Source organism: Litchfieldia alkalitelluris (assembly GCF_002019645.1).
Taxonomy (GTDB): Bacteria; Bacillota; Bacilli; order Bacillales; family Bacillaceae_L; genus Litchfieldia; species Litchfieldia alkalitelluris.
In genome coordinates this window covers 3844866-3864021 of sequence record NZ_KV917374.1, presented here as the reverse complement: position 1 = coordinate 3864021, position 19156 = coordinate 3844866, and the positions used below count along the sequence as shown (strand labels likewise).

The 19156-nt window shown below is 35.9% G+C and carries 18 protein-coding genes, 1 pseudogene and 2 riboswitches; of the genes and pseudogenes, 10 read left to right on the top strand and 9 right to left on the bottom strand.

Features of this window, described 5'->3' with window-relative positions:
• Window positions 1–121: 121 nt before the first annotated feature.
• Window positions 122–2143: a prolyl oligopeptidase family serine peptidase gene (locus tag BK579_RS18020; RefSeq protein ID WP_078547842.1), complete on the top strand. Its 2022-nt coding sequence runs from the start codon at window positions 122–124 to the stop codon at window positions 2141–2143.
• Window positions 2144–2670: 527 nt separating this feature from the next.
• Here the strand turns inward: BK579_RS18020 and BK579_RS18015 are convergent.
• Window positions 2671–3744, bottom strand: coding sequence for a Gfo/Idh/MocA family protein (locus BK579_RS18015; RefSeq protein ID WP_078547840.1), 1074 nt, complete (start codon window positions 3742–3744; stop codon window positions 2671–2673).
• A 283-nt stretch (window positions 3745–4027) separates the two neighbouring features.
• On the opposite strand from BK579_RS18015, the gene BK579_RS18010 reads away from it, so the two are divergent.
• A complete protein-coding gene (locus BK579_RS18010; RefSeq protein WP_078547838.1) occupies window positions 4028–4594 on the top strand; it encodes a flavin reductase family protein in 567 nt (188 codons plus the stop codon).
• Between the two features lie 118 nt (window positions 4595–4712).
• Here BK579_RS18010 and BK579_RS18005 read toward each other — a convergent pair whose 3' ends face one another.
• Complete coding sequence (locus BK579_RS18005; protein WP_078547836.1) at window positions 4713–5909, bottom strand: NupC/NupG family nucleoside CNT transporter; 1197 nt, start codon at window positions 5907–5909, stop codon at window positions 4713–4715.
• 255 nt (window positions 5910–6164) lie between these two features.
• A riboswitch (purine riboswitch) is annotated at window positions 6165–6264 on the top strand.
• Window positions 6265–6307: 43 nt separating this feature from the next.
• Between BK579_RS18005 and BK579_RS18000 the strand changes: the two genes are divergently transcribed.
• Window positions 6308–7597, top strand: coding sequence for an NCS2 family permease (locus BK579_RS18000; RefSeq protein WP_078547834.1), 1290 nt, complete (start codon window positions 6308–6310; stop codon window positions 7595–7597).
• A 104-nt stretch (window positions 7598–7701) separates the two neighbouring features.
• Here the strand turns inward: BK579_RS18000 and BK579_RS25730 are convergent, their stop codons facing one another.
• Window positions 7702–7866 (bottom strand): hypothetical protein, encoded by a 165-nt coding sequence (locus BK579_RS25730; protein WP_169891176.1) that lies wholly within the window; start codon window positions 7864–7866, stop codon window positions 7702–7704.
• 214 nt (window positions 7867–8080) lie between these two features.
• Between BK579_RS25730 and BK579_RS17995 the strand changes: the two genes are divergently transcribed.
• The 4 genes from BK579_RS17995 to BK579_RS25725 all read left to right on the top strand — a co-directional run bounded on the left by BK579_RS17995 (window position 8081) and on the right by BK579_RS25725 (window position 10795).
• A complete protein-coding gene (locus BK579_RS17995; RefSeq protein WP_078547832.1) occupies window positions 8081–8536 on the top strand; it encodes a GNAT family N-acetyltransferase in 456 nt (151 codons plus the stop codon).
• Window positions 8537–8601: 65 nt separating this feature from the next.
• Complete coding sequence (gene kynU, locus BK579_RS17990) at window positions 8602–9888, top strand: kynureninase (protein ID WP_078547830.1); 1287 nt, start codon at window positions 8602–8604, stop codon at window positions 9886–9888.
• Window positions 9889–10560 carry an arylformamidase gene (gene kynB, locus BK579_RS17985; protein ID WP_235848462.1) on the top strand — a complete coding sequence of 224 codons (672 nt, stop codon included), beginning with the start codon at window positions 9889–9891 and terminating at the stop codon, window positions 10558–10560.
• Between the two features lie 61 nt (window positions 10561–10621).
• Window positions 10622–10795 carry a hypothetical protein gene (locus BK579_RS25725; RefSeq protein WP_169891175.1) on the top strand — a complete coding sequence of 58 codons (174 nt, stop codon included), beginning with the start codon at window positions 10622–10624 and terminating at the stop codon, window positions 10793–10795.
• Between the two features lie 49 nt (window positions 10796–10844).
• On the opposite strand, the gene BK579_RS25720 is transcribed toward BK579_RS25725, so the two are convergent.
• From BK579_RS25720 to BK579_RS17965, 5 genes are all read right to left on the bottom strand, one after another.
• A complete protein-coding gene (locus BK579_RS25720; RefSeq protein ID WP_169891174.1) occupies window positions 10845–10988 on the bottom strand; it encodes a hypothetical protein in 144 nt (47 codons plus the stop codon).
• 70 nt (window positions 10989–11058) lie between these two features.
• On the bottom strand, window positions 11059–12153 hold the full coding sequence (locus tag BK579_RS17980) for an iron-containing alcohol dehydrogenase family protein (RefSeq protein WP_078547828.1): 1095 nt from the start codon (window positions 12151–12153) through the stop codon (window positions 11059–11061).
• Window positions 12154–12212: 59 nt separating this feature from the next.
• Window positions 12213–13043 carry a MetQ/NlpA family ABC transporter substrate-binding protein gene (locus BK579_RS17975; RefSeq protein ID WP_078547826.1) on the bottom strand — a complete coding sequence of 277 codons (831 nt, stop codon included), beginning with the start codon at window positions 13041–13043 and terminating at the stop codon, window positions 12213–12215.
• A gap of 60 nt (window positions 13044–13103) precedes the next feature.
• Complete coding sequence (locus BK579_RS17970) at window positions 13104–13778, bottom strand: methionine ABC transporter permease (RefSeq protein WP_078547824.1); 675 nt, start codon at window positions 13776–13778, stop codon at window positions 13104–13106.
• A complete protein-coding gene (locus BK579_RS17965; RefSeq protein ID WP_078547822.1) occupies window positions 13765–14778 on the bottom strand; it encodes a methionine ABC transporter ATP-binding protein in 1014 nt (337 codons plus the stop codon). The genes BK579_RS17970 and BK579_RS17965 overlap by 14 nt, the downstream gene beginning before the upstream one ends.
• A 116-nt stretch (window positions 14779–14894) precedes the next feature.
• Window positions 14895–15000: riboswitch (SAM riboswitch) on the bottom strand.
• Between the two features lie 206 nt (window positions 15001–15206).
• Here BK579_RS17965 and BK579_RS17960 point away from each other — a divergent pair.
• The 3 genes from BK579_RS17960 to BK579_RS17950 all read left to right on the top strand — a co-directional run bounded on the left by BK579_RS17960 (window position 15207) and on the right by BK579_RS17950 (window position 18158).
• Complete coding sequence (locus BK579_RS17960) at window positions 15207–16634, top strand: amidohydrolase family protein (RefSeq protein WP_078547820.1); 1428 nt, start codon at window positions 15207–15209, stop codon at window positions 16632–16634.
• 112 nt (window positions 16635–16746) lie between these two features.
• On the top strand, window positions 16747–17709 hold the full coding sequence (locus tag BK579_RS17955) for a calcium/sodium antiporter (RefSeq protein ID WP_078547818.1): 963 nt from the start codon (window positions 16747–16749) through the stop codon (window positions 17707–17709).
• A gap of 107 nt (window positions 17710–17816) precedes the next feature.
• Complete coding sequence (locus BK579_RS17950) at window positions 17817–18158, top strand: cupin domain-containing protein (RefSeq protein ID WP_078547816.1); 342 nt, start codon at window positions 17817–17819, stop codon at window positions 18156–18158.
• 738 nt (window positions 18159–18896) lie between these two features.
• On the opposite strand, the pseudogene BK579_RS17945 reads toward BK579_RS17950, so the two are convergent.
• A pseudogene (locus BK579_RS17945) lies at window positions 18897–19141 on the bottom strand (metal-sulfur cluster assembly factor); the annotation flags it as partial.
• Window positions 19142–19156: the final 15 nt, after the last annotated feature.

The following is a 19156-nucleotide window of genomic DNA, read 5'->3' as shown; positions in this document are numbered from 1 at the left end:
AAAGAATTCACTTAAAAAGGTAAAGTAATTCATAATCCGAAATAAATCAATTTTTATATTAAGAAGGAAATTATATTTCGTTTGTCGAAATTTTAAGTAATACATTTTTGGGAGGAAAAGCATGGTAACTCAAAAAAGAAGTGATATCGTAGAGGACTTTCATGGAATAAAAGTCGCTGACCCATATCGTTGGTTAGAAGACACAAATGTAAACGAAACATTGCAATGGGAAAAAGTAATGAAAGAGGAATCTGATTCTTACTTTTCTACCTCGAGTTCAAGTAGGGTTGATAGAGAAAGACTGACAGAATTATATAATTACCCAAAATATTTTGTTCCTAAAAAAATCAACGAAACTTTATTTTATCAGAAAAATGATGGACTTAAGAATCAAGCGGTTCTTTTTATGAAAAAAGAAAACGAAGAAAAAATCTTACTCGATCCTAATGCTCTATCTGACGATGGTACAGTAGCGCTAACCAATTTTTCATTTAGTGGTGAGGGGAAGTTTCTAGCATATGCCACTTCAGCAAATGGAAGTGACTGGCAAGAAATAAGAGTCCGCCAGGTGAATACTGGGCTAGATTTAGAGGATACCATTAAATGGGTGAAATTCACTTCAATTACATGGAATCCAGATGAGACAGGTTTTTTCTACAGTAGATTTCCTGAACCAGGAACTGTAAGTAAGGAAGATGAAAGTAATCACCATAAGGTGTATTATCATAAAATTGGCACATCTCAGTCCGATGATTTCTTAGTTCATGAACAACCAGAGGATAAGGAATTAATGTTTTCTACTATTCTATCAGATGATAAAAAGTATTTATGTCTCCATGTAAGCCTTGGTACTGCTTCTGAAAACCGTTTTTATCTAAGAGAATTAGAATCCGATGGTCCATTTATAAAATTACTAGATAACCAAGATGGGGAATATTCCTATATCACAAATGAGGCAACAAGGTTTTATTTTAAAACAGATCTTGGGTCTCCAAAGGGCCGTGTCATTTCAATAGATATAGAAAATCCAGGTAAAGAGGATTGGGAAGAGGTTATACCAGAGCAAGAGTATGTTCTTGATCGAATTAAATATGTAAATGAAAAATTCGTAGGTGTGTTTTTAAAGGATGCACACAATATTATCCAAGTATTTAATAAAGATGGTTATTTTGAAAAAGAGATTTCTACACCATTTATCGGTTCACTTACAGAGCTTTCCGTGAATAAGGAAAATGGCGAGTTGTTTTTTGGAATAACTTCATTTTTACATCCAACTAGTGTTTATCAATATCAATTAGCAACAGGGAAACTAAGTGTATTTGCAGAGACAGATCTTTCGTTTGATGTATCAAACTATGAAACTACCCAGATTTTCTTTCCTTCAAAGGATGGTACAAAGGTTCCTATGTTTTTAACCCATAAAAAGGGACTAAAATTAGACGGCCAAAATCCTGTTCTCTTATATGGTTATGGTGGTTTTAACGTGAGTCTTACTCCTTCCTTTAATCCAGCTGTCCTACGTTGGCTTGAAAAAGGTGGAGTATATGCAGTAGCAAACCTTCGTGGCGGCTCAGAGTATGGAGAAGATTGGCATAAGGCTGGTATGCTAGGCAATAAACAAAATGTCTTTGATGACTTTATTGCTGCTGGAGAGTGGTTAGTGGATAACAAGTACACGTCAAAAACAAAGCTATCTATAATGGGCGGTTCGAATGGTGGATTATTAGTGGCTGCATGCATGATTCAGCGTCCTGACCTTTTTGGAGCTGTCATTTGTAGAGTTCCAGTCATAGATATGCTACGTTATCATAAATTCACAATTGGAAGGTACTGGATTCCTGAATATGGTAATGCCGAGAACCCAGAGCATTTTCCATTTTTATATGCTTATTCTCCACTTCATAATGTGCAAGAGGGAGAAACATATCCTTCAATTTTAATTGCTACAGCAGACAGTGATGATCGTGTGGTACCTGCACATGCTAAAAAATTCACAGCGACATTAAAAGAAAAAGCAGATTCAAATTCAACCATAATACTCCGTCTCGAATCAAAGGCAGGACATGGTTTAGGGAAACCAACTTCGAAACTAATTGATGAATGGGTAGATTTTTATTCGTTTTTGGATAGAGAATTAGCATAATGAATAGTGGCAGGTAGACTTTCGAGAGAAAAGTTCTATCTGCCTTTTTGAATTAACCCCTTAGATATTCTGCTCCATACTCAACCATAAAGGCGGACACTCAGGACCCTGAAGGGGGAATTAGCTTGGTTGTTTGGTAAAATAAGCGGAGAAATTTCTCCTAATTGAGAAATAGCACTGCAAATAGAATAAATAGACGGAAAAATTCCGATTATTTACTAAAAAAATGTCAAAATGGGTAGTTTTTCTTTGCTTAACCGGAAAATCTCCGCTTATATACCCCGAATCGAGTGCTATTCAACCGTCTAACCGGAATTTCTCCGTTTATTTTAAAATTTTTTGATGATAAATTATTTGAGGTACATTATTTCCCTTTAAAAACTTTTATGACACAAATAGAAATGAGTGCCAATTTCATTTGTAAATTGGCACTCATTTTGACTTATTTTAAATGTTTGTGTTAGTAACCGGAACACGAAACGGTTACTATCAGGCATTCTACTTACTTTTTGTATGTTTTAAAGTTATTAAAGAGATATCCTCTTTCCATCTTTTGATGAAGCTCTAATTGCATCTAGTATCAGCTGTGTTTGGTGACCATTTTCAAAGTCAGCCAAGTATGGGTGTTTATCTCCAGAATCCAAAGTATCTTTTAATGCATCAAGCATTCGGTTAAATCCGTTGTAATAACGAGCTGCTATAGGTGACATTTCAGTTGGTGCAATGATATCTTGTAGAAGCTCAACTTCTTCTAACTTAGAATCTCCCTCAGAGAAAAATACTTTGTTGTCATCGGTCATCATAAGAGTTCCCTGTGTTCCAAATACCTCTAATCGCCACGTATTTGTTGTTTGCCTCGCAGCTGAAAGGAGTTCTAAAGTGACTGTAGCTCCATTAGTAAGACTTCCCATGACCTGGAAAGCGTCATCAGCCGTGCGATTTTCTGATTGACCATCCTTGTCAGTGAATGTAGGAACATGAATTGGTAGATTAGCAAAGACTTCTTTGAATGTGCTATTGGTCCACCAATGAAGAGTGTCAACCATATGTGACCCTAAAGCACCTAGCATTCCTCCACCTGATGCTGCTTGACCAAGCCAACCACGTGATCTTGATGTGAGAGATGAGTAACTAGCAAATGAACATTCATAACGAATATGTAGTATATCACCTAAACTCCCACTATCTATGATCTCCTTGACCTTTGTTCGAGCGGGCAAGAAACGGAATTCGTGATTGATTAAACCAAGTTTACCAGCCTGTTCCTTTGCAGAAATCATTTCTCTCGTTTCATTCTTATCTAACGCCATAGGCTTTTCACATAATACATGAACACCTTTTGCATAAGCGGCTAATACCATTTCTTTATGTAGGTGAACAGCTGATGCTACAACGACTAATTCTAGATCTTCCTGCTCAAGCATTAACTTCCAATCTGTGTAGATATTTTCTACACCGCTTTCTTTTGACACATCCTCAACATTACCTCTAGATACACTAGCAATAGCTTTGACTTCAAAACCATCATGAAAGTTCATCATAGGTGCATGTACCTTTGCTCCAAACCCAGTTCCAATTATTCCAACTCTTATTTTATTCAATTTAAAATCACTCCTGTTCTATAATAATAATATCTTAGTTCATTCATTAAAGAATTGCGAATGGTATGTCTTTTAGTAATTGTAATAAACAAACTATTTAGAAGGATGATTATAAAACAATTAAGGTGGTTTGATGGTACAATTAAACAAAGAGAAGGGTTGTTAGAACATGGTAATTGCTGTTACGTTGGTAGTAATTCTTCTCCTTTATTAAAGGGGATTTTTTCAAAAAAAAGAATCAGAAGCACTCTAAATGAAGGAACTTAAATTAAGGAGGCAATTTATGATAGAAGCAATAAATAAACAGGTAATGCATAGTTATCCAGGGATGGTTGCACTTGTAACTGTATCACACGAGGAAGGGGAAAATATTATGTCTGCTGGATGGCATTCTTATATTTCTTATGAACCTCCTATTTATGGTGTAGCTATTGGGCGAGAACGCCACACTTACCAATTGTTGAAGAAATCAGGAAAATTTGCAATCAATTTTCTTCCTTATGAAAATGCGAATTTTATCCAACAATCTGGAGTGTATTCTGGCTCAGAGGTAGATAAGTTTCAACAAGGTGAGATGGGGTTTGAAAAGGGGCTTGCTACAAATTCTCCAATTTTACATGATGCATACATTGCATATGAATGTGAGGTAATTGATCGAAACACATATGGTGATCATGATTGGTTTGTAGGAAACATCGTCCAATTTTATCGGGATAGTGAAAAGTTCTTAGAGAATGGATTACCCAACTTCGAAAAACTTTCAATACCTCTTTATTTAGGGCGATCAACGTATACTTGTGTTGATAAACATAGTAAGTTTGATACTCATCATATAACAGAAATTAAATAATAAAATGTTGCTGTGGACAATTAAACGGTTAAAACAATAAAAAACCTCTGTTTTAGATAACATCCTAAAACGAGGTTTTATATGCCTTTAAAAGCAACAAAGTATACGAAAACAGCCTTTATAAAAATAACCCAACCATGGCTGCAGATAACAATGAAGCTAAAGTGGCTCCAAAAAGTAACTTTAGGCCAAACTCTGAAATAACTTTGGCCTGTTTGTCATTGAGTGCCTTCACTGATCCTGCAATGATACCAATACTGCTGAAGTTTGCGAATGATATTAAGAAGGTCGAGATAATCCCTATGGTTCGTTCAGACAAAGTGTCTATTACTCCTTGAAGTTGGGTCATTGCAACAAACTCATTTAAGACAATTTTAGTCCCCATAATCGCCCCAGCTTGAACAGATTCAGATATTGGAATACCTAAAAGGATTGCAAAAGGAGCAAAAATATAGCCAAGGATTTCTTGGATGGTAATTTGTATACCAACCACATTGCCAATAACTGAAATGAGATAATTCAACATCTCCATTAGTGCGATATAACCGACTAGCATCGCAGAAACGATCACAGCAATTTTCGCGCCATCTAGTATTGCGTCGGTTAACACATCAAAAAAGTTTCCTTTTTCTTTTCCACTCTTTACATGAATAGTATCCTCGGTTTTCTCGACTTTATTAGGCATTAATAGAGAGGAGATGATTAGGCCACTAAACATGTTAAGTGGTATTGCAGCTAGAACAAATTGTGGTGGGACCATTGTCATATATGATCCGACAATTGATGCAGATACACTACTCATGGCACTAGCTGAAATGGTATAAAGTCTTGCTTTATTAAGATCCGCTAAGTGATCCTTTATCGCTAAGAAAACCTCACTTTGTCCAAAAACCATCGAAGCTGAAGCGTTAAAGCTTTCTAGTTTAGGAAGTTGAGTTAACGTAGAAACAATTGTACCAATGATTCGAATGATCCAAGGTAGAATCCCTAAAAAATTTAGAATACCTAAGAGAGCAGAAAAGAAGATGATAATTAATAAAACGTTAAAAAAGAAAACAAACGGAGAATCAGTTATACCACCGAAGACAAAACTGACTCCTTCTAATCCAAAGCCGATTAATATATTAAAAATTGATGAAATAAAATTGATAATTGTTCTCCCAATGGTTGTCCTAAACATGAATAAAGTAATTAGCACTTGTATTATGAGCATAAAGGCAATTGAGTGATATCTAATTTCTTTACGGTTGGTTGAAAGAAGATAAGGAATTAGCAAAATGATGATAATCGCCAACAAATTTAAAAGTAATAACATAACATTCCTCCCAATCCTATATAAACTCTCTTTTACTATTTCCCCACTGAGGATACTTCATTTATATAAAAAGTTAACTATTTAAATAAAACGTCATTTTACAACAACTGATCAAGTAGTATGTTCTTGAAAGGATTCAATAGAAATACAACAAATTATCATAGCTTCCTTATTTTTATAACTAATTTCGCGGAAAAACATTTCAAATACGAACGATAATTATTTACAACGGAATAAAGTTCGTGTATAATTGCTTCTTGGGTAAGAAATCACTTTCGTATATTCTTAGAAATACGGTCTAAGAGTCTCTACTAGGAACCGGAAATTCCTAACTATGAAAGGTATAAGCTGTAGCCTTTTATTAAGTTTTAGAATTTTTTTATTTCAAGGAGGACTTTATGGAACGTTTTTTTAATTTGCGAGAACTAGGAACAACAGTTAAAACTGAAATCGTAGCAGGTGTAACCACCTTTTTAACGATGATATATATTATTATTGTTAACCCAGCCATTCTTTCAGCGGCAGGGGTTCCATTTGATCAGGTCTTTATTGCAACAATTGCTTCAGCGGTCATAGGGACACTGATTATGGCATTGTTTGCTAAACACCCTATTGCGATTGCTCCAGGAATGGGGATGAACGCGTATTTTACGAGTGTTGTTGCAACACATGGTGTTAGCTATCAAGTTGTTTTTGGTACAGTGTTTTTGGCAGGTATCCTATTTTTACTTTTATCTTTTACCAAATTTCGAGAAACCTTGATTCACTCCATTCCAGCTTCATTGAAATATGGAATTACCTCTGGAATCGGTTTATTCATTGCGTTTATTGGATTGAAAAGTGCTGGTATTGTCGTTCCGAATCCTGATACTATGGTGGCTTTCGGAGATTTGCATCAACCTGTTACTATTCTAACTTTGGTTGGGTTATTTTTAACGTTAATCTTAATTGCTCGTAAAATTAAAGGGGCAATGTTTATTGGAATGTTGATCACTGCAATTGTTGGTTACTTTATGGGACTTTTAGAGTTCGATGGAATAGTAGCACCCCCACCATCTTTTGTGTTTTTTGATTTAGATATTGCTGGTGTATTTTCACATGGCTTATACACGGTTGTTTTTGCATTTTTACTTGTGACGATCTTTGATACAACTGGAACAATGATTGGAGTAGCAGAACAAGCTGGACTAATGAAAAATGGCAAATTCCCAAGAGCAAGGTATGCTCTTATGGCAGATGCTGTAGCAACAACGGTTGGATCAACATTAGGGACAAGTCCTTCAAGTGCTTATATTGAGTCTTCTACAGGAGTTGCCGTAGGCGGTCGATCAGGATTAACAGCTCTTGTTGTAGCGTTTTTGTTTTTAGTGGCCTTATTCTTTTCTCCATTTGTTTCAGCTATTTCCTCTTTATCAGCGATGACTGCCCCAATCTTAATCATTGTTGGGTGTTATATGATGGAAGGATTAGCAAAAGTAGACTGGAAGACTTTTGACGAGGCGTTCCCTGCATTTGCAATTATTTTAACAATGCCTCTAACATCTAGTATTGCAACTGGAATTGCTATAGGTTTTATTACGTATCCTTTAATGAAATTAGTGAGTGGAAAAGCGAAAGAAGTTCATCCTATTTTATATGTTTTTGGGTTCATTTTTATCCTTCAAATGGTCTTTTTTCCAGCACATTAAAATATAGATTTTAAGTATGAATAAGAAAAGACGCTCGAATTTGAACTCGAGCGTTTTTTAGTATTTTGAGTGAGATAGTTTCCTATATTAATAAAGTTGCTAGGTTAGTGGTGTTCACTTTCCAATCTTTTTAGTTCTAAAGCTATCTTTTCTCTTTCTAATTTGATTTCTTCAAGCTTCACTTCATTTTTCTTCTTTGTATCATAGATAGCCAAAATAATAAGTCCAATAAAAAGGACAGCCATTAGTAGATAAAATTCAAGTTGCAAAAAATCTCCCCCTTGGTATAAACATTCCTGCAAATATGATTCGTCTAAACTTAAACCGTTAGTCAGATTAGTTTTTGTGGTTTTGTATTTTTAAAATCAAGAAAAGAAATCGCCAACTGATGGTATAATAGGGTAAATATTTGTTAAGTGTAAGCATTCTAAAAAAATTTAACATATTGTAGGAATAAAAGAACAGCATTAAGGAGTAGAGAGTATGATTATTAAAATCGATGATTTGACTGGTAGTGAGATAGCTAGATTAATTAACGAACATCTTCATAGTATGTTAGAGCATTCACCGCCTGAGAGTAAGCACGCACTCAACTTAGATGGTTTAAGGAAGGCAGATATAACATTTTGGAGTGCATGGGAGGATAATGAACTAGTCGGGTGTGGAGCACTTAAAGAACTAGACCCTACTCATGGTGAAATTAAGTCGATGAAAACTTCTTCAGCTCATTTAAGAAAAGGTGTTGCAAGAAAAATACTACAACACATTATTGCAGTAGCTAAAGAGCGTGGCTATACTAGGTTAAGTTTGGAAACTGGTTCTATGCAAGCTTTTGAACCGGCTAAAAAATTATATGCTAGTTTTGATTTTCAATATTGTCAGCCGTTTTCAGATTACATTGAAGATCCAAATAGCGTTTTTATGACTAAGAAATTATGAGGTTCATTTATAATTAAGTAACGATACAAATAGTGCAGGACAAGTTATATGAGGGGGATAATTAAGTGAGTGAAAAACAAGTCAATACAACATATGAGTATGCTATCGATTTAGATAAGAATGATGAGTTGTCTTCGTACCGTGAAGAATTTTATCTAAATGAAAAGAAAATTTATCTTGATGGAAATTCCTTAGGTCTTCTTTCAAAACGTGCAGAGAAATCTTTAATGGATATCCTTCAATCATGGAGAGATTATGGGATTGATGGTTGGACAGAAGGGGAGCATCCATGGTTTTATTTATCCGAAAGATTAGGAGCATCTATGGCAGCACTAGTTGGTGCAAATACTAATGAGGTAATTGTTACCGGATCAACCACATCTAATTTGCATCAATTACTTGCTACCTTTTTTCAGCCTAACGAACAAAAGAATAAGATATTAACAGATGAATTATCTTTTCCAACTGATGTTTACGCCATGCAAAGTCAATTGAAGCTTCATGGATACAATCCTAAAACACATCTTATAAAAGTTAAAAGTGGTGACGGACATCTTTTAAAAGAAGAGGATATTATTGAAGCAATGACAGCGGATGTTGCATTAATTGTCTTACCTAGTATCTTATATCGAAGTGGTCAAATACTCGATCTGAAAAGATTAACCGAGGAAGCCCACAAGCGGGAAATAATAATCGGATTTGATTTATGCCATTCAATTGGAGCAATTCCTCATCAACTTAGTGAGTCGAACGTTGATTTTGCTTTTTGGTGTAACTATAAGCATTTAAATGGAGGACCGGGTACTGTAGGAGCACTGTATGTAAATCATACACATTTTGGAAAAGCCCCCGGACTTGCAGGTTGGTTTAGTTCTAAAAAGCAACATCAATTTGATATGGCACATGAGTTAATTCATGAACATCATGCAGGGGCTTTTCAGATGGGGACCCCACATGTCCTAAGTGTTGCCCCCTTAATTGGTTCATTAGCAATGTTTAATGAAGTAGGGATAAATAATATTCGTCGTAAATCACTACGATTAACTGGCTATATGCTTGATCTCATTGATCATGAGTTAAAAGAGTATGAGTTTATTGTAAGAAATCCCCGGGAAGATAAGATGCGTGGAGGACATATCTTTTTAGAGCATCCAGAAGCTGCGAGAATTTGTAAAGCATTAAAAGCAGAGGGAGTTGTACCAGATTTTAGATCTCCTAATGGGATAAGGCTTGCACCAGTGGCTTTGTACAATTCATTTGAAGACATTTGGACAACCATTCAGAAGTTAAAAAGAATTATGGCTGAACAAACTTACAAAAAGTTTGAAAATAAGCGTGGAGTGATTGCTTAAATGGAAAAACATAATATGCTTCCACAACATAGTTGGATTGATATATCACAACCATTAAACAGTAATACTGCTCATTGGCCGGAGGATACGCCTTTCTCATATGAGGTGTCTTATTCAAAGGAACAAACCGGTTCAGTTAATATTGGTAAGATCACAACAAGTACACATATCGGCACCCATATTGATGCTCCATTTCATTTTCTAGATGATGGAGAAAGAGTACTAGATTTGGATATAAATTTATATATTGGGCAGTGCCTAGTAATTGATGTTTCTCCACATCTTGAAATTGACGATAAAATATTGAGTCAATTTAATCTTGAAGGAGTCACAAGGTTATTAATAAGAACACATATCCCAAACAACCCTTATTCTTTTCCGGAACAGATTCCTTATATAACAAAACGAGGCGCTGATTTTTTAGGTGAAAAAGGCATAAAGTTAATTGGGGTAGATGTTCCATCAGTAGATTCGTTAGATAGTAAAAACTTAGAAGGGCATCACGCATTACATAAAAATGGGATACATATCTTGGAGAACGTCATGCTGGATCAACTTGAAGTAGGGGAGTACGAACTTATCGCTCTTCCTTTACCGATCGAATTAGGGGATGGAAGTCCTGTTCGAGCTGTAGTAAGACCAATTTATAGGAGTTTAGTTAGAGAAGGTTGAGCGGTTGAGAAAAGAGATAAAGCGCCAAGACTAGGAGTATTTTGATAGGTAATTGTACTATATGGACAGTAAGATATTCTATATCTTTGCAATGATTGCGGGTATTATTTATTCTGTTTGGCAAATAACAATAAGAGTCCAACAACAAGGTTTTAGTGGTTTAAGTATGGTTATCGGTATGTTAATTTTATCTATAATGGGATTAATTATTTTCATTCTAGCAAAAGATGAATAGAAAAAAGCTTGGTCCAAGCTTTTTTCTTTAAGATTATAGATAAAACGGATTAATCAGAGGTTAATTGTCTTTCAACTTCTTTGTACATTGCTTCATTTACATTCTTATTTTGACGCTCTTTAGGAAACTCTACTGTTCTTTTTCTATCTGGATCTGTTGAAGCTTGTAATTTAATCTTGTCCTCATTTTTCATGATATGATCCTCCAGTCAAATATTTTTTTGGATTACTTACCATGAATGATATCTTCTATATAATAGTGAACTATACATCCTCGACAAGGTGCTTTTCCAGATTGTCAAATGCATTCAGTATACTTTCTTCATTTAACTTCAATCCTATAAGGTGAATTGACTCATGCGGTAAAACGGTTGAACGTGCAACGGTTATTAATTTTTCTCTTGATGCCATATGTAGGTCAAGGTGTTCAAGTTGATAAGGTAATTCTAGAGAACGGTAGAAGGGAAGTAGTTCATTTATTTCCTGCCAATTTTCCTCTAATACTAGTTGAATGAGTATTCCATATGCAACTTTTTCGCCATGTAATAAATGATGTGTTTCACTAACAGTAGTTAACCCGTTATGAACGGCATGTGCTCCAGAGATTCTCCCATATTTATCACCAAAGCCTCCAACCATTCCACCAGCTACAATATTTGTTTCAATAACCTTTAACAATGATGAAGATAACTTATTATCCTCTAAATCTTGTACTGCTTTAATACTGTGTTTTAATAATTCATCTTTACATAATTTCGCGGCATGATGGGCTATCTTTACAACTGTGGGCACATCTTCAAGCTGTTGAATCAACACGTCTGCCTCATACCATTTCGCAAGTGTATCAGCAATGCCAGCAATTAAGAAGCGTTTTGGCGAATTTAATATAGCCCTTGGTTCAATTAATAGAAGTAGTGTGCTTTTTGGAAAAATCGTATAATGAGTGAACTGACCTTCTTCATTATAAATGACACTTAAGGGTGTCCAGGCCGCACAAGTTGAAGCAAGGGTAGGGATAAGGACAACCTCTATGTTTGTCTCATATCCGACACCTTTAGCAATGTCTAAAACTTTACCCCCACCAATGCCAATAATACAATCAAATTCACCGATATTGGCTATCTTTGAAACCCTGCTTATTTCTGCAAGTGAGCATTCACCTTGATATTTCTCAATCGTAAAAACTACTTCTTCTGTTGGAGAAGGGAAGTAAGGAGAGATAACACTCCAGGAGGTTTCGCCAGTAATAATTAAACATTTCTTTAGGTGATTCTTAAGTAATAAAGCTTCAAGTCGTGATAACACTCCGACTTCACAAGCATAATAACTAGGTGCTCCTCTTACCTCGATAAGATCCATTTTGTTCACTCCTTGTAAAAAAAGAGGCTGTTCCTTGAACAACCTCTAAAATTTAATTTTTATCGATTTGTCATCCATTCAGGCTTACCAAAACCTTCAAATTCAGCATCAATTGTTTCTTCAAATTCAGCAGATTCAACAGCTTCTTTAATATCTTTTACAAATTGTGCGTCTAAGTCAGCTGTTTTAACAGCAACACGATTACGGTATTGATCTGGCATGTTTTCTAATTGAAGAGCATCGAGTAGGTTCATTTCAGCAGCTAGTGCAAAGTTACCAGGAACTGCTGCTAAATCAACACTTTCTACCGCACGAGGCAATTGCGCTGCTTCGATTGGTTCAAATTTTAAGTTTTTTACGTTTTCTAAAACATTCTTTTCAGATACAGTTAATGAACTAACATCTGGGTCAAGTGTAATTAAACCAGCATCTTGTAAGATAAGAAAAGCACGAGCTGCGTTAGTAGGATCATTAGGAATTGCAATTGAGCTACCATCTGCAACTTCGTCTAATGATGCAAATGTATTTGAGTAAATACCCATAGGTGCTGTAGGAACAGATACTACTTCTGAAAGCTCTAACTGATGTTCTTTTGCAAAACTTTCTAAGTAAACTAGATGTTGAAATAGGTTTGCATCAATATCGCCAGTTGAAAGAGCCATGTTTGGTTGGATATAGTCACTGAACTCAGTCACAGTAACAGTGTAGCCTTTTTCTTCTAAGATAGGTTTAATTGCTTTCGTTACCATATCACTGTAGGGACCAGCAGTAGCTCCAAAATTGATTTCTTTCTTTTCTCCCTCAGCATTTTCTCCTTCTGAGCTGCTACCACATGCAGCAAGTAAACCGACTGATAATAGTAATACAAGTGTGAATAATAACTTCTTCATTTCTTAATTCCCCCGTTTTTTCTTTTATATAGTAAAGTATTATAAAAACAAATTAATCATCTAACGTTTATCTACCATTCTAGCAAGTTGATCTCCACCAAATTGAATAAGCTGAACTAAGCAAATCAGTATCGCAACAGTTGCAATCATGATCGTGTCATCATATCGATAGTAACCGAATCGGATTGCAAGATCTCCCATTCCTCCACCAGCAACAAAACCAGCCATCGCAGAATAAGCAACTAAACTAATAATGGTAAGAGTAATTCCTTGAATAATTCCAGGCTTAGCTTCAGGAATTAGAACTTCTTTTATAATCATCCAAGGTGAAGCGCCTACTGCTACTGCGGCTTCAATCACACCTTTATCAATTTCTCGTAGAGACGTTTCTACGACTCTAGCGAAAAAAGGTATCGCTGCAACTGACAGTGAAACAGAGGCAGCTGTAGGCCCAATTATCGTTCCAGTAAGGAATTTTGTTAATGGAATCAAGGCTACAAGGAGAATGATGTAGGGTATGGATCTAACCATGTTTACAACAAATCCTAGTATAGATTTAAGAATCACATTTTCTAAAAATAACCCTTTATCTGATACAAATAACAGTATGCCGAGCGGCAATCCTATTATTAAGGAAATTACCATTGAAATTCCGACCATATAAAGGGTTTGGAAAAAGGCTTTATTGATATCAGGCAGTAACTCTATCAAATGTGCAACATCAAATCCCACCATGAATCACCTCCAAGTTCTCAGTTCGTGATTGAATGTAATCAATCGCCTTTTTTACTTCGTTAGATTCACCGGTTAATTCCATGATGAAAATTCCAAGTGGAGTATCTTTGATATACTCAATTTTTCCATGAAGGATATTCCCACGAACTTTAAAGGTTTGTAATACATCAGAAACAACTGAATCCTCAGCGATGGCTCCCTTAAAGAAAATCTTAATAATTGTCCCTTTGCGGTTATCAATTAGATGGCTAGGAAGATCAAATTGTAAAATCGTATTAATAAAGTCTTGAGTGAGCGGTTGTCTTGGATTCGTGAAAATCTCATATACTGGACCTTCTTCAATTACCTCACCGTCTTGCATTACTGCCATTCGATCACAAATCTCTTTTACTACTTCCATTTCATGAGTAATAAGTACAATCGTTAAGCCTAGCTCTTTATTAATTTTTCGAAGTAATTGAAGAATTGACTTGGTTGTACTTGGGTCAAGAGCTGATGTCGCTTCATCACAAAGTAATACCGTCGGATCATTTGCAAGAGCTCTCGCAATTCCAACTCGTTGTTTTTGTCCTCCGCTTAATTGAGATGGATATACATCACGCTTGTCTGATAAACCGACAAGCTCAAGGAGTTCCGTTACTTTACGGTCAATCTCTTTATTTGGCTTTTTAGCAGCCTTTAGGGCAAATGCTATATTCTCATACACTGTTTTTGAACTTACCAGATAAAAATGTTGAAAAATCATCCCGATTTTTAAACGTGCTTTTCTTAGATCATTCTTAGATAAAGTAGTTAGTGAGATTCCATTTATGGTTACACTTCCAGACGTGGGCTTTTCAAGTAAGTTTAAACAACGTAAGAGTGAGCTTTTCCCTGCGCCACTATAGCCAACAATACCAAAGATTTCGCCTTTTTTTATCGTTAAAGAAACATGATCCACCCCAGTAACAGTTCCTTTTTTAGTTTTATATATCTTAGTTAGTTCTTTAATCTCGATCACGAATTTCTCCTCCTTTCTAAATCTAAAGTATGTAGATGGAATAACTATGGATAATGCGCGGATGAATATAAAAAGCCTCTTTCATCTGAAAGAGGCATCGCAATTTAAGTTCATACGACTTATCTCTCAGAATAAAAATATTCTGCAGGAAGTAGCACCTTTCCATTTAAGGAGGTTGCCGGACGTCGAAGGGCCTGATCCCTCGGTCGCTCTTGATAAGAGTTTTATTAAGTTTTAGGCTAATACGAATATTAAGACTTATAGCGCATAATGTCAATCAGGAATTTTATAAAAAATGTGATGTAACGCTTACAATGCTGCAACAGCAATAAAAATTATTTATAACTGTTTAGTACATGTAATTTAACACAAATAATTCTTATAATTTAGAATTTAATGTACAATAAAAGGAAGTGAGGGGGCTGAAAATGAAGGTTGATCATATTATTTCGAATGCTTATGTTTTAACAATGGAAGGTAATGGAGTTGGGATGATTGAGAATGGTGCTGTAGCTATTAAGGGAAATTTAATAGAAGCAGTTGGTCAGACAGATGAGATTCTAAAGGATTTCAAAGCAGAACGTTATATTGATGGTAAAGGTAAAGCAGTTTTACCAGGATTAATTGACGCTCATATCCATACAGGGATGGCAATATTTCGTGGAGTTGCTCAAGATATGAATAACTGGATGCAAAAAGGTCTTTGGCCATTTATGAAACATCTGACCGTTGAAGAAAGTGTAAAAGGTTCAATGCTAAACATTGTTGAGGGAATAAAAGCTGGGACAACAACATTTGGTGATTATGATTCCAATATGCCTAAGATTATCGAGAATTATGTGAAAATCGGAGCTAGAGCAAGAGTTGCTGAGCTCGTAAATGAAATTCCTGATGATATTGGGGATTTGCCAGTAGGAGAACTTTATCCGTTCTTCCCTGAAATCGGAGAAAGAAAGCTGAAAAATAATCTAGAATTGTTGGATCGATGGCATGAAGCTGAAAATGGTCGTATCACTGCTATTCTTGGTCCACATGGTCCAGATATGATGAGTTTAGAGCTGCTAAATGAATTTAAGCACTTAGCTGAAAAATATGATACGAAATTACATATGCACGTAGCCCAAGGAGATCGTGAAATTGATCAAATGGTTAAACGATATGGAAAGAGATCTATCGCTTTTTTAGATGATCATGGATTTTTAAATGGTAGATTGTTGGCGGTTCATTTAACAGAGGCAACAGACTCAGAAACCAGACTGGTTGCGAGTAAGGGCAGTTCCATGATCTATTGCGCAGGAAGTATTGGGATTATTGATGGATTAGTTCCACCTTTGTTAACCTTTATAGAAAGTGGTGGACAAGGTGCACTTGGATCAGACCAAGCACCAGGAAACAACTGTAATAATATGTTCAATGAAATGAAATTTGCGGCCATTTTAACGAAAGTAAAAAAAAGTAATCCAACTGTTTTCCCGGCAACATTAGCCCTTCGGTTAGCAACAATCGAAGCCGCAAAAGTAATCGGTCTAGAACATCAAATTGGTTCGTTGACAAAAGGGAAAAAGGCAGACATCATCATGATTAATTTGCAAGAGGCAAATTTAAGTCCGGTCTTCTCAACGCCTATTAGAAATATTGTACCAAATCTTGTGTATTCAGCAAGAGGTCATGAAGTAGAAATGTCTATCATTGATGGAAAAATCATCATGGAAGACCGAATCCTTCAAACAGTTGATGAAAGTCAAGTCATTCGTGAAGCTCAACAAGTTGCAGATGCCATTAGCGTGCGAGCTAAAGATGATATTTTATCGGCAGAAAGTGATATTTTAGATATGATGAGGAATAACTATCTATAAGAAACTAAGCACACTGCAGAGCTTCTCCGCGGTGTTTTCATGTATCTTACTAGAGAGCTTGTAAATAACTAAGAATATGAAACTAATGCTAAGCAATGGGGGAGTTGTACACATGACATATTTAATCCTATTTATTGGATTTGCTTTATTAATTAAGGGTGCTGATTACTTTGTCGAAGGATCATCAAATATAGCGACACTGCTTAAAGTTCCCCCTCTTTTAGTTGGCCTAACAATTGTTGCTTTAGGGACAAGTTCTCCGGAAGCAACCGTTGGGATTTTAGCCGCATTACATGGTAGTGCAGATGTTGCAGTCGGGAATGTAGTTGGGAGTAATATTTTTAATATTACATTTGTAATTGGTGTTACGGCCCTTTTGAACCCCCTGCAAGTGGAAAGCACAACAATTAGAAAAGAAATTCCATTTACTCTTCTTGCGAGCGTGGCTTTACTTGTATTAATGGCTGATGTGTTTTTACAGTTTTCAGATTCTAACTTTATTACAAGAAGCGATGGATTAATTCTTCTATTGTTTTTCTCTGTATTCATGTACTACATTATTGAAATCGCAATGAACAGCCGTGAAAGCAATCCAAAAGACACCACAATGGATGATGGTCAAAAGAAAACATGGGGAAAGTATATCCTATTTACTATTGGGGGACTAGTCGCAATCATATTTGGAGGAAACTTAGTTGTAGAAAGCAGTACAGAAATAGCTTATGCTTGGGGAATGAGCGAGACCCTAGTAGGCTTAACAATTGTTGCAGTTGGAACGTCATTGCCCGAACTAATTACTTCAGTCACTGCCTCAATAAAGAAACAAAGTGAAATTGCATTAGGTAATATTGTAGGAAGTAATATTTTTAATATTTTATTTGTATTAGGAACAACATCTGTCATATCTCCGCTAGCTGTGGACCCCAAAGTTTTTTCAGACTTGATATTCATGATTGCTTTCACCATTGTATTGCTGATTTTTTCAATCTCAAGATCAAGAGTGGGGCGTTATGAAGGAATGACATTAGCTGCAGCGTATGTTGTTTATATGGTATTTATTATTATTAGAAACTAATCAAAGAAAAAATTTAGAGAGTTATGATTTATATAACGACTTCCCTAACCTGAGAAAGAGTATCATAAATATAGAAGTACAATATTTTATAAGGGAAGTGCAGATAGATGAGACAGGTTAACCTAAAGGATTATATAGAATATAACAATGAGAGATTTACTAAAAGAGTCATTTTTAAAGAAGGTGAAAGTACTGTATTTATGCTGAACTTTTTACCAACGCAATCTTTACCAGAACATAATCATCCTGGAACAAATGTCTATCTATTAGTAGTAAATGGAGAGGGAACCTTTACAATTAATGGAGAGAACACAAAAGTAAAGAAAAATGATGTGATTTTGTGTAATGGTGAGGAAAGCTTAGCTTTTGTAAATGACGGACAGTACAAAACGAGTCTTTATGTGATGCTCAATAAAGTGCCTAATGAGCATTATGTGGAAAATATCTAGACAGACAAATTGACTCTACGACAGGAAGAAATAGTCTAAAGGCCGGCAAAGTTCGGACAGATTAAGTGGTTAAAAGTGAGAAGTAGTCCGAACCCAAGTAAAGTTCGGACAGCTTTCGTGGTCGTAAAGGGAAAGTAGTCCGAACCCAAGTGAAGTTCGGACAGCTTTCGTGGTCGTAAAGGAAAAGTAGTCCGAACCCAAGTGAAGTTTGGACAGCTTTCATGGTCGTAAAGGAAAAGTAGTCCGAACCCAAGTGAAGTTCGGACAGCTTTCGTGGTCGTAAAGGGAAAGTAGTCCGAACCCAAGTGAAGTTCGGACAGCTTTCGTGGTCGTAAAGGAAAAGTAGTCCGAACCCAAGTGAAGTTCGGACAGCTTTCGCGGTCAAAAAGGAAAAGTAGTCCGAACCCAAGTGAAGTTCGGACAGCTTTCGTGGTCGTAAAGGGAAAGTAGTCCGAACCCAAGTGAAGTTCGGACAGCTTTCGTGGTCGTAAAGGGAAAGTAGTCCGAACCCAAGTGAAGTTCGGACAGCTTTCGTGGTCGTAAAGGAAAAGTAGTCAGAACCCAAGTGAAGTTCGGACAGCTTTCGTGGTCAAAAAAGAAAAGTAGTCCGAACTAAACAAACCAAAAACGAGTGGACTGTATTTATATTCGCTTCAACCACCTTATACTTTAATTGTGAACCCCTAATGCAATTTTCGCATATCGACTCATTAAATTCTTTGTCCAAGGTGGGCTCTAGACGATATCTATCTCGACTTCTTTTAAAGAGGGTATTCCTGTAACTAGTTTTGATTTAGCGTCGGCTATAATTTGACCTGCTAATGGACATCCCATTGAGGTCATCGTCATTTTAATATAAGCATATAATCTTCATCAATTGTCACATCATAAACTAACCCGAGGTTAACAATATCAATACCAAGCTCCGGATCTATTACCTCTTCCAACTGTTCATAAATTTGATCTCTTAATTCTTGAGTCATATATTTTGACCTCCT

What these genes read in the sequence shown, in the direction of transcription:
- BK579_RS18020 (WP_078547842.1), top strand. Translation starts at nt 122, where the DNA reads ATGGTAACTCAAAAAAGAAGTGATATCGTAGAGGACTTTCATGGAATA.
- BK579_RS18010 (WP_078547838.1), top strand. Translation starts at nt 4,028, where the DNA reads ATGATAGAAGCAATAAATAAACAGGTAATGCATAGTTATCCAGGGATG.
- BK579_RS18005 (WP_078547836.1), bottom strand. Translation starts at nt 5,909, where the DNA reads ATGTTATTACTTTTAAATTTGTTGGCGATTATCATCATTTTGCTAATT.
- BK579_RS18000 (WP_078547834.1), top strand. Translation starts at nt 6,308, where the DNA reads ATGGAACGTTTTTTTAATTTGCGAGAACTAGGAACAACAGTTAAAACT.
- BK579_RS17995 (WP_078547832.1), top strand. Translation starts at nt 8,081, where the DNA reads ATGATTATTAAAATCGATGATTTGACTGGTAGTGAGATAGCTAGATTA.
- kynB (WP_235848462.1), top strand. Translation starts at nt 9,889, where the DNA reads ATGGAAAAACATAATATGCTTCCACAACATAGTTGGATTGATATATCA.
- BK579_RS25725 (WP_169891175.1), top strand. Translation starts at nt 10,622, where the DNA reads ATGGACAGTAAGATATTCTATATCTTTGCAATGATTGCGGGTATTATT.
- BK579_RS25720 (WP_169891174.1), bottom strand. Translation starts at nt 10,988, where the DNA reads ATGAAAAATGAGGACAAGATTAAATTACAAGCTTCAACAGATCCAGAT.
- BK579_RS17980 (WP_078547828.1), bottom strand. Translation starts at nt 12,153, where the DNA reads ATGGATCTTATCGAGGTAAGAGGAGCACCTAGTTATTATGCTTGTGAA.
- BK579_RS17975 (WP_078547826.1), bottom strand. Translation starts at nt 13,043, where the DNA reads ATGAAGAAGTTATTATTCACACTTGTATTACTATTATCAGTCGGTTTA.
- BK579_RS17970 (WP_078547824.1), bottom strand. Translation starts at nt 13,778, where the DNA reads ATGGTGGGATTTGATGTTGCACATTTGATAGAGTTACTGCCTGATATC.
- BK579_RS17960 (WP_078547820.1), top strand. Translation starts at nt 15,207, where the DNA reads ATGAAGGTTGATCATATTATTTCGAATGCTTATGTTTTAACAATGGAA.
- BK579_RS17955 (WP_078547818.1), top strand. Translation starts at nt 16,747, where the DNA reads ATGACATATTTAATCCTATTTATTGGATTTGCTTTATTAATTAAGGGT.
- BK579_RS17950 (WP_078547816.1), top strand. Translation starts at nt 17,817, where the DNA reads ATGAGACAGGTTAACCTAAAGGATTATATAGAATATAACAATGAGAGA.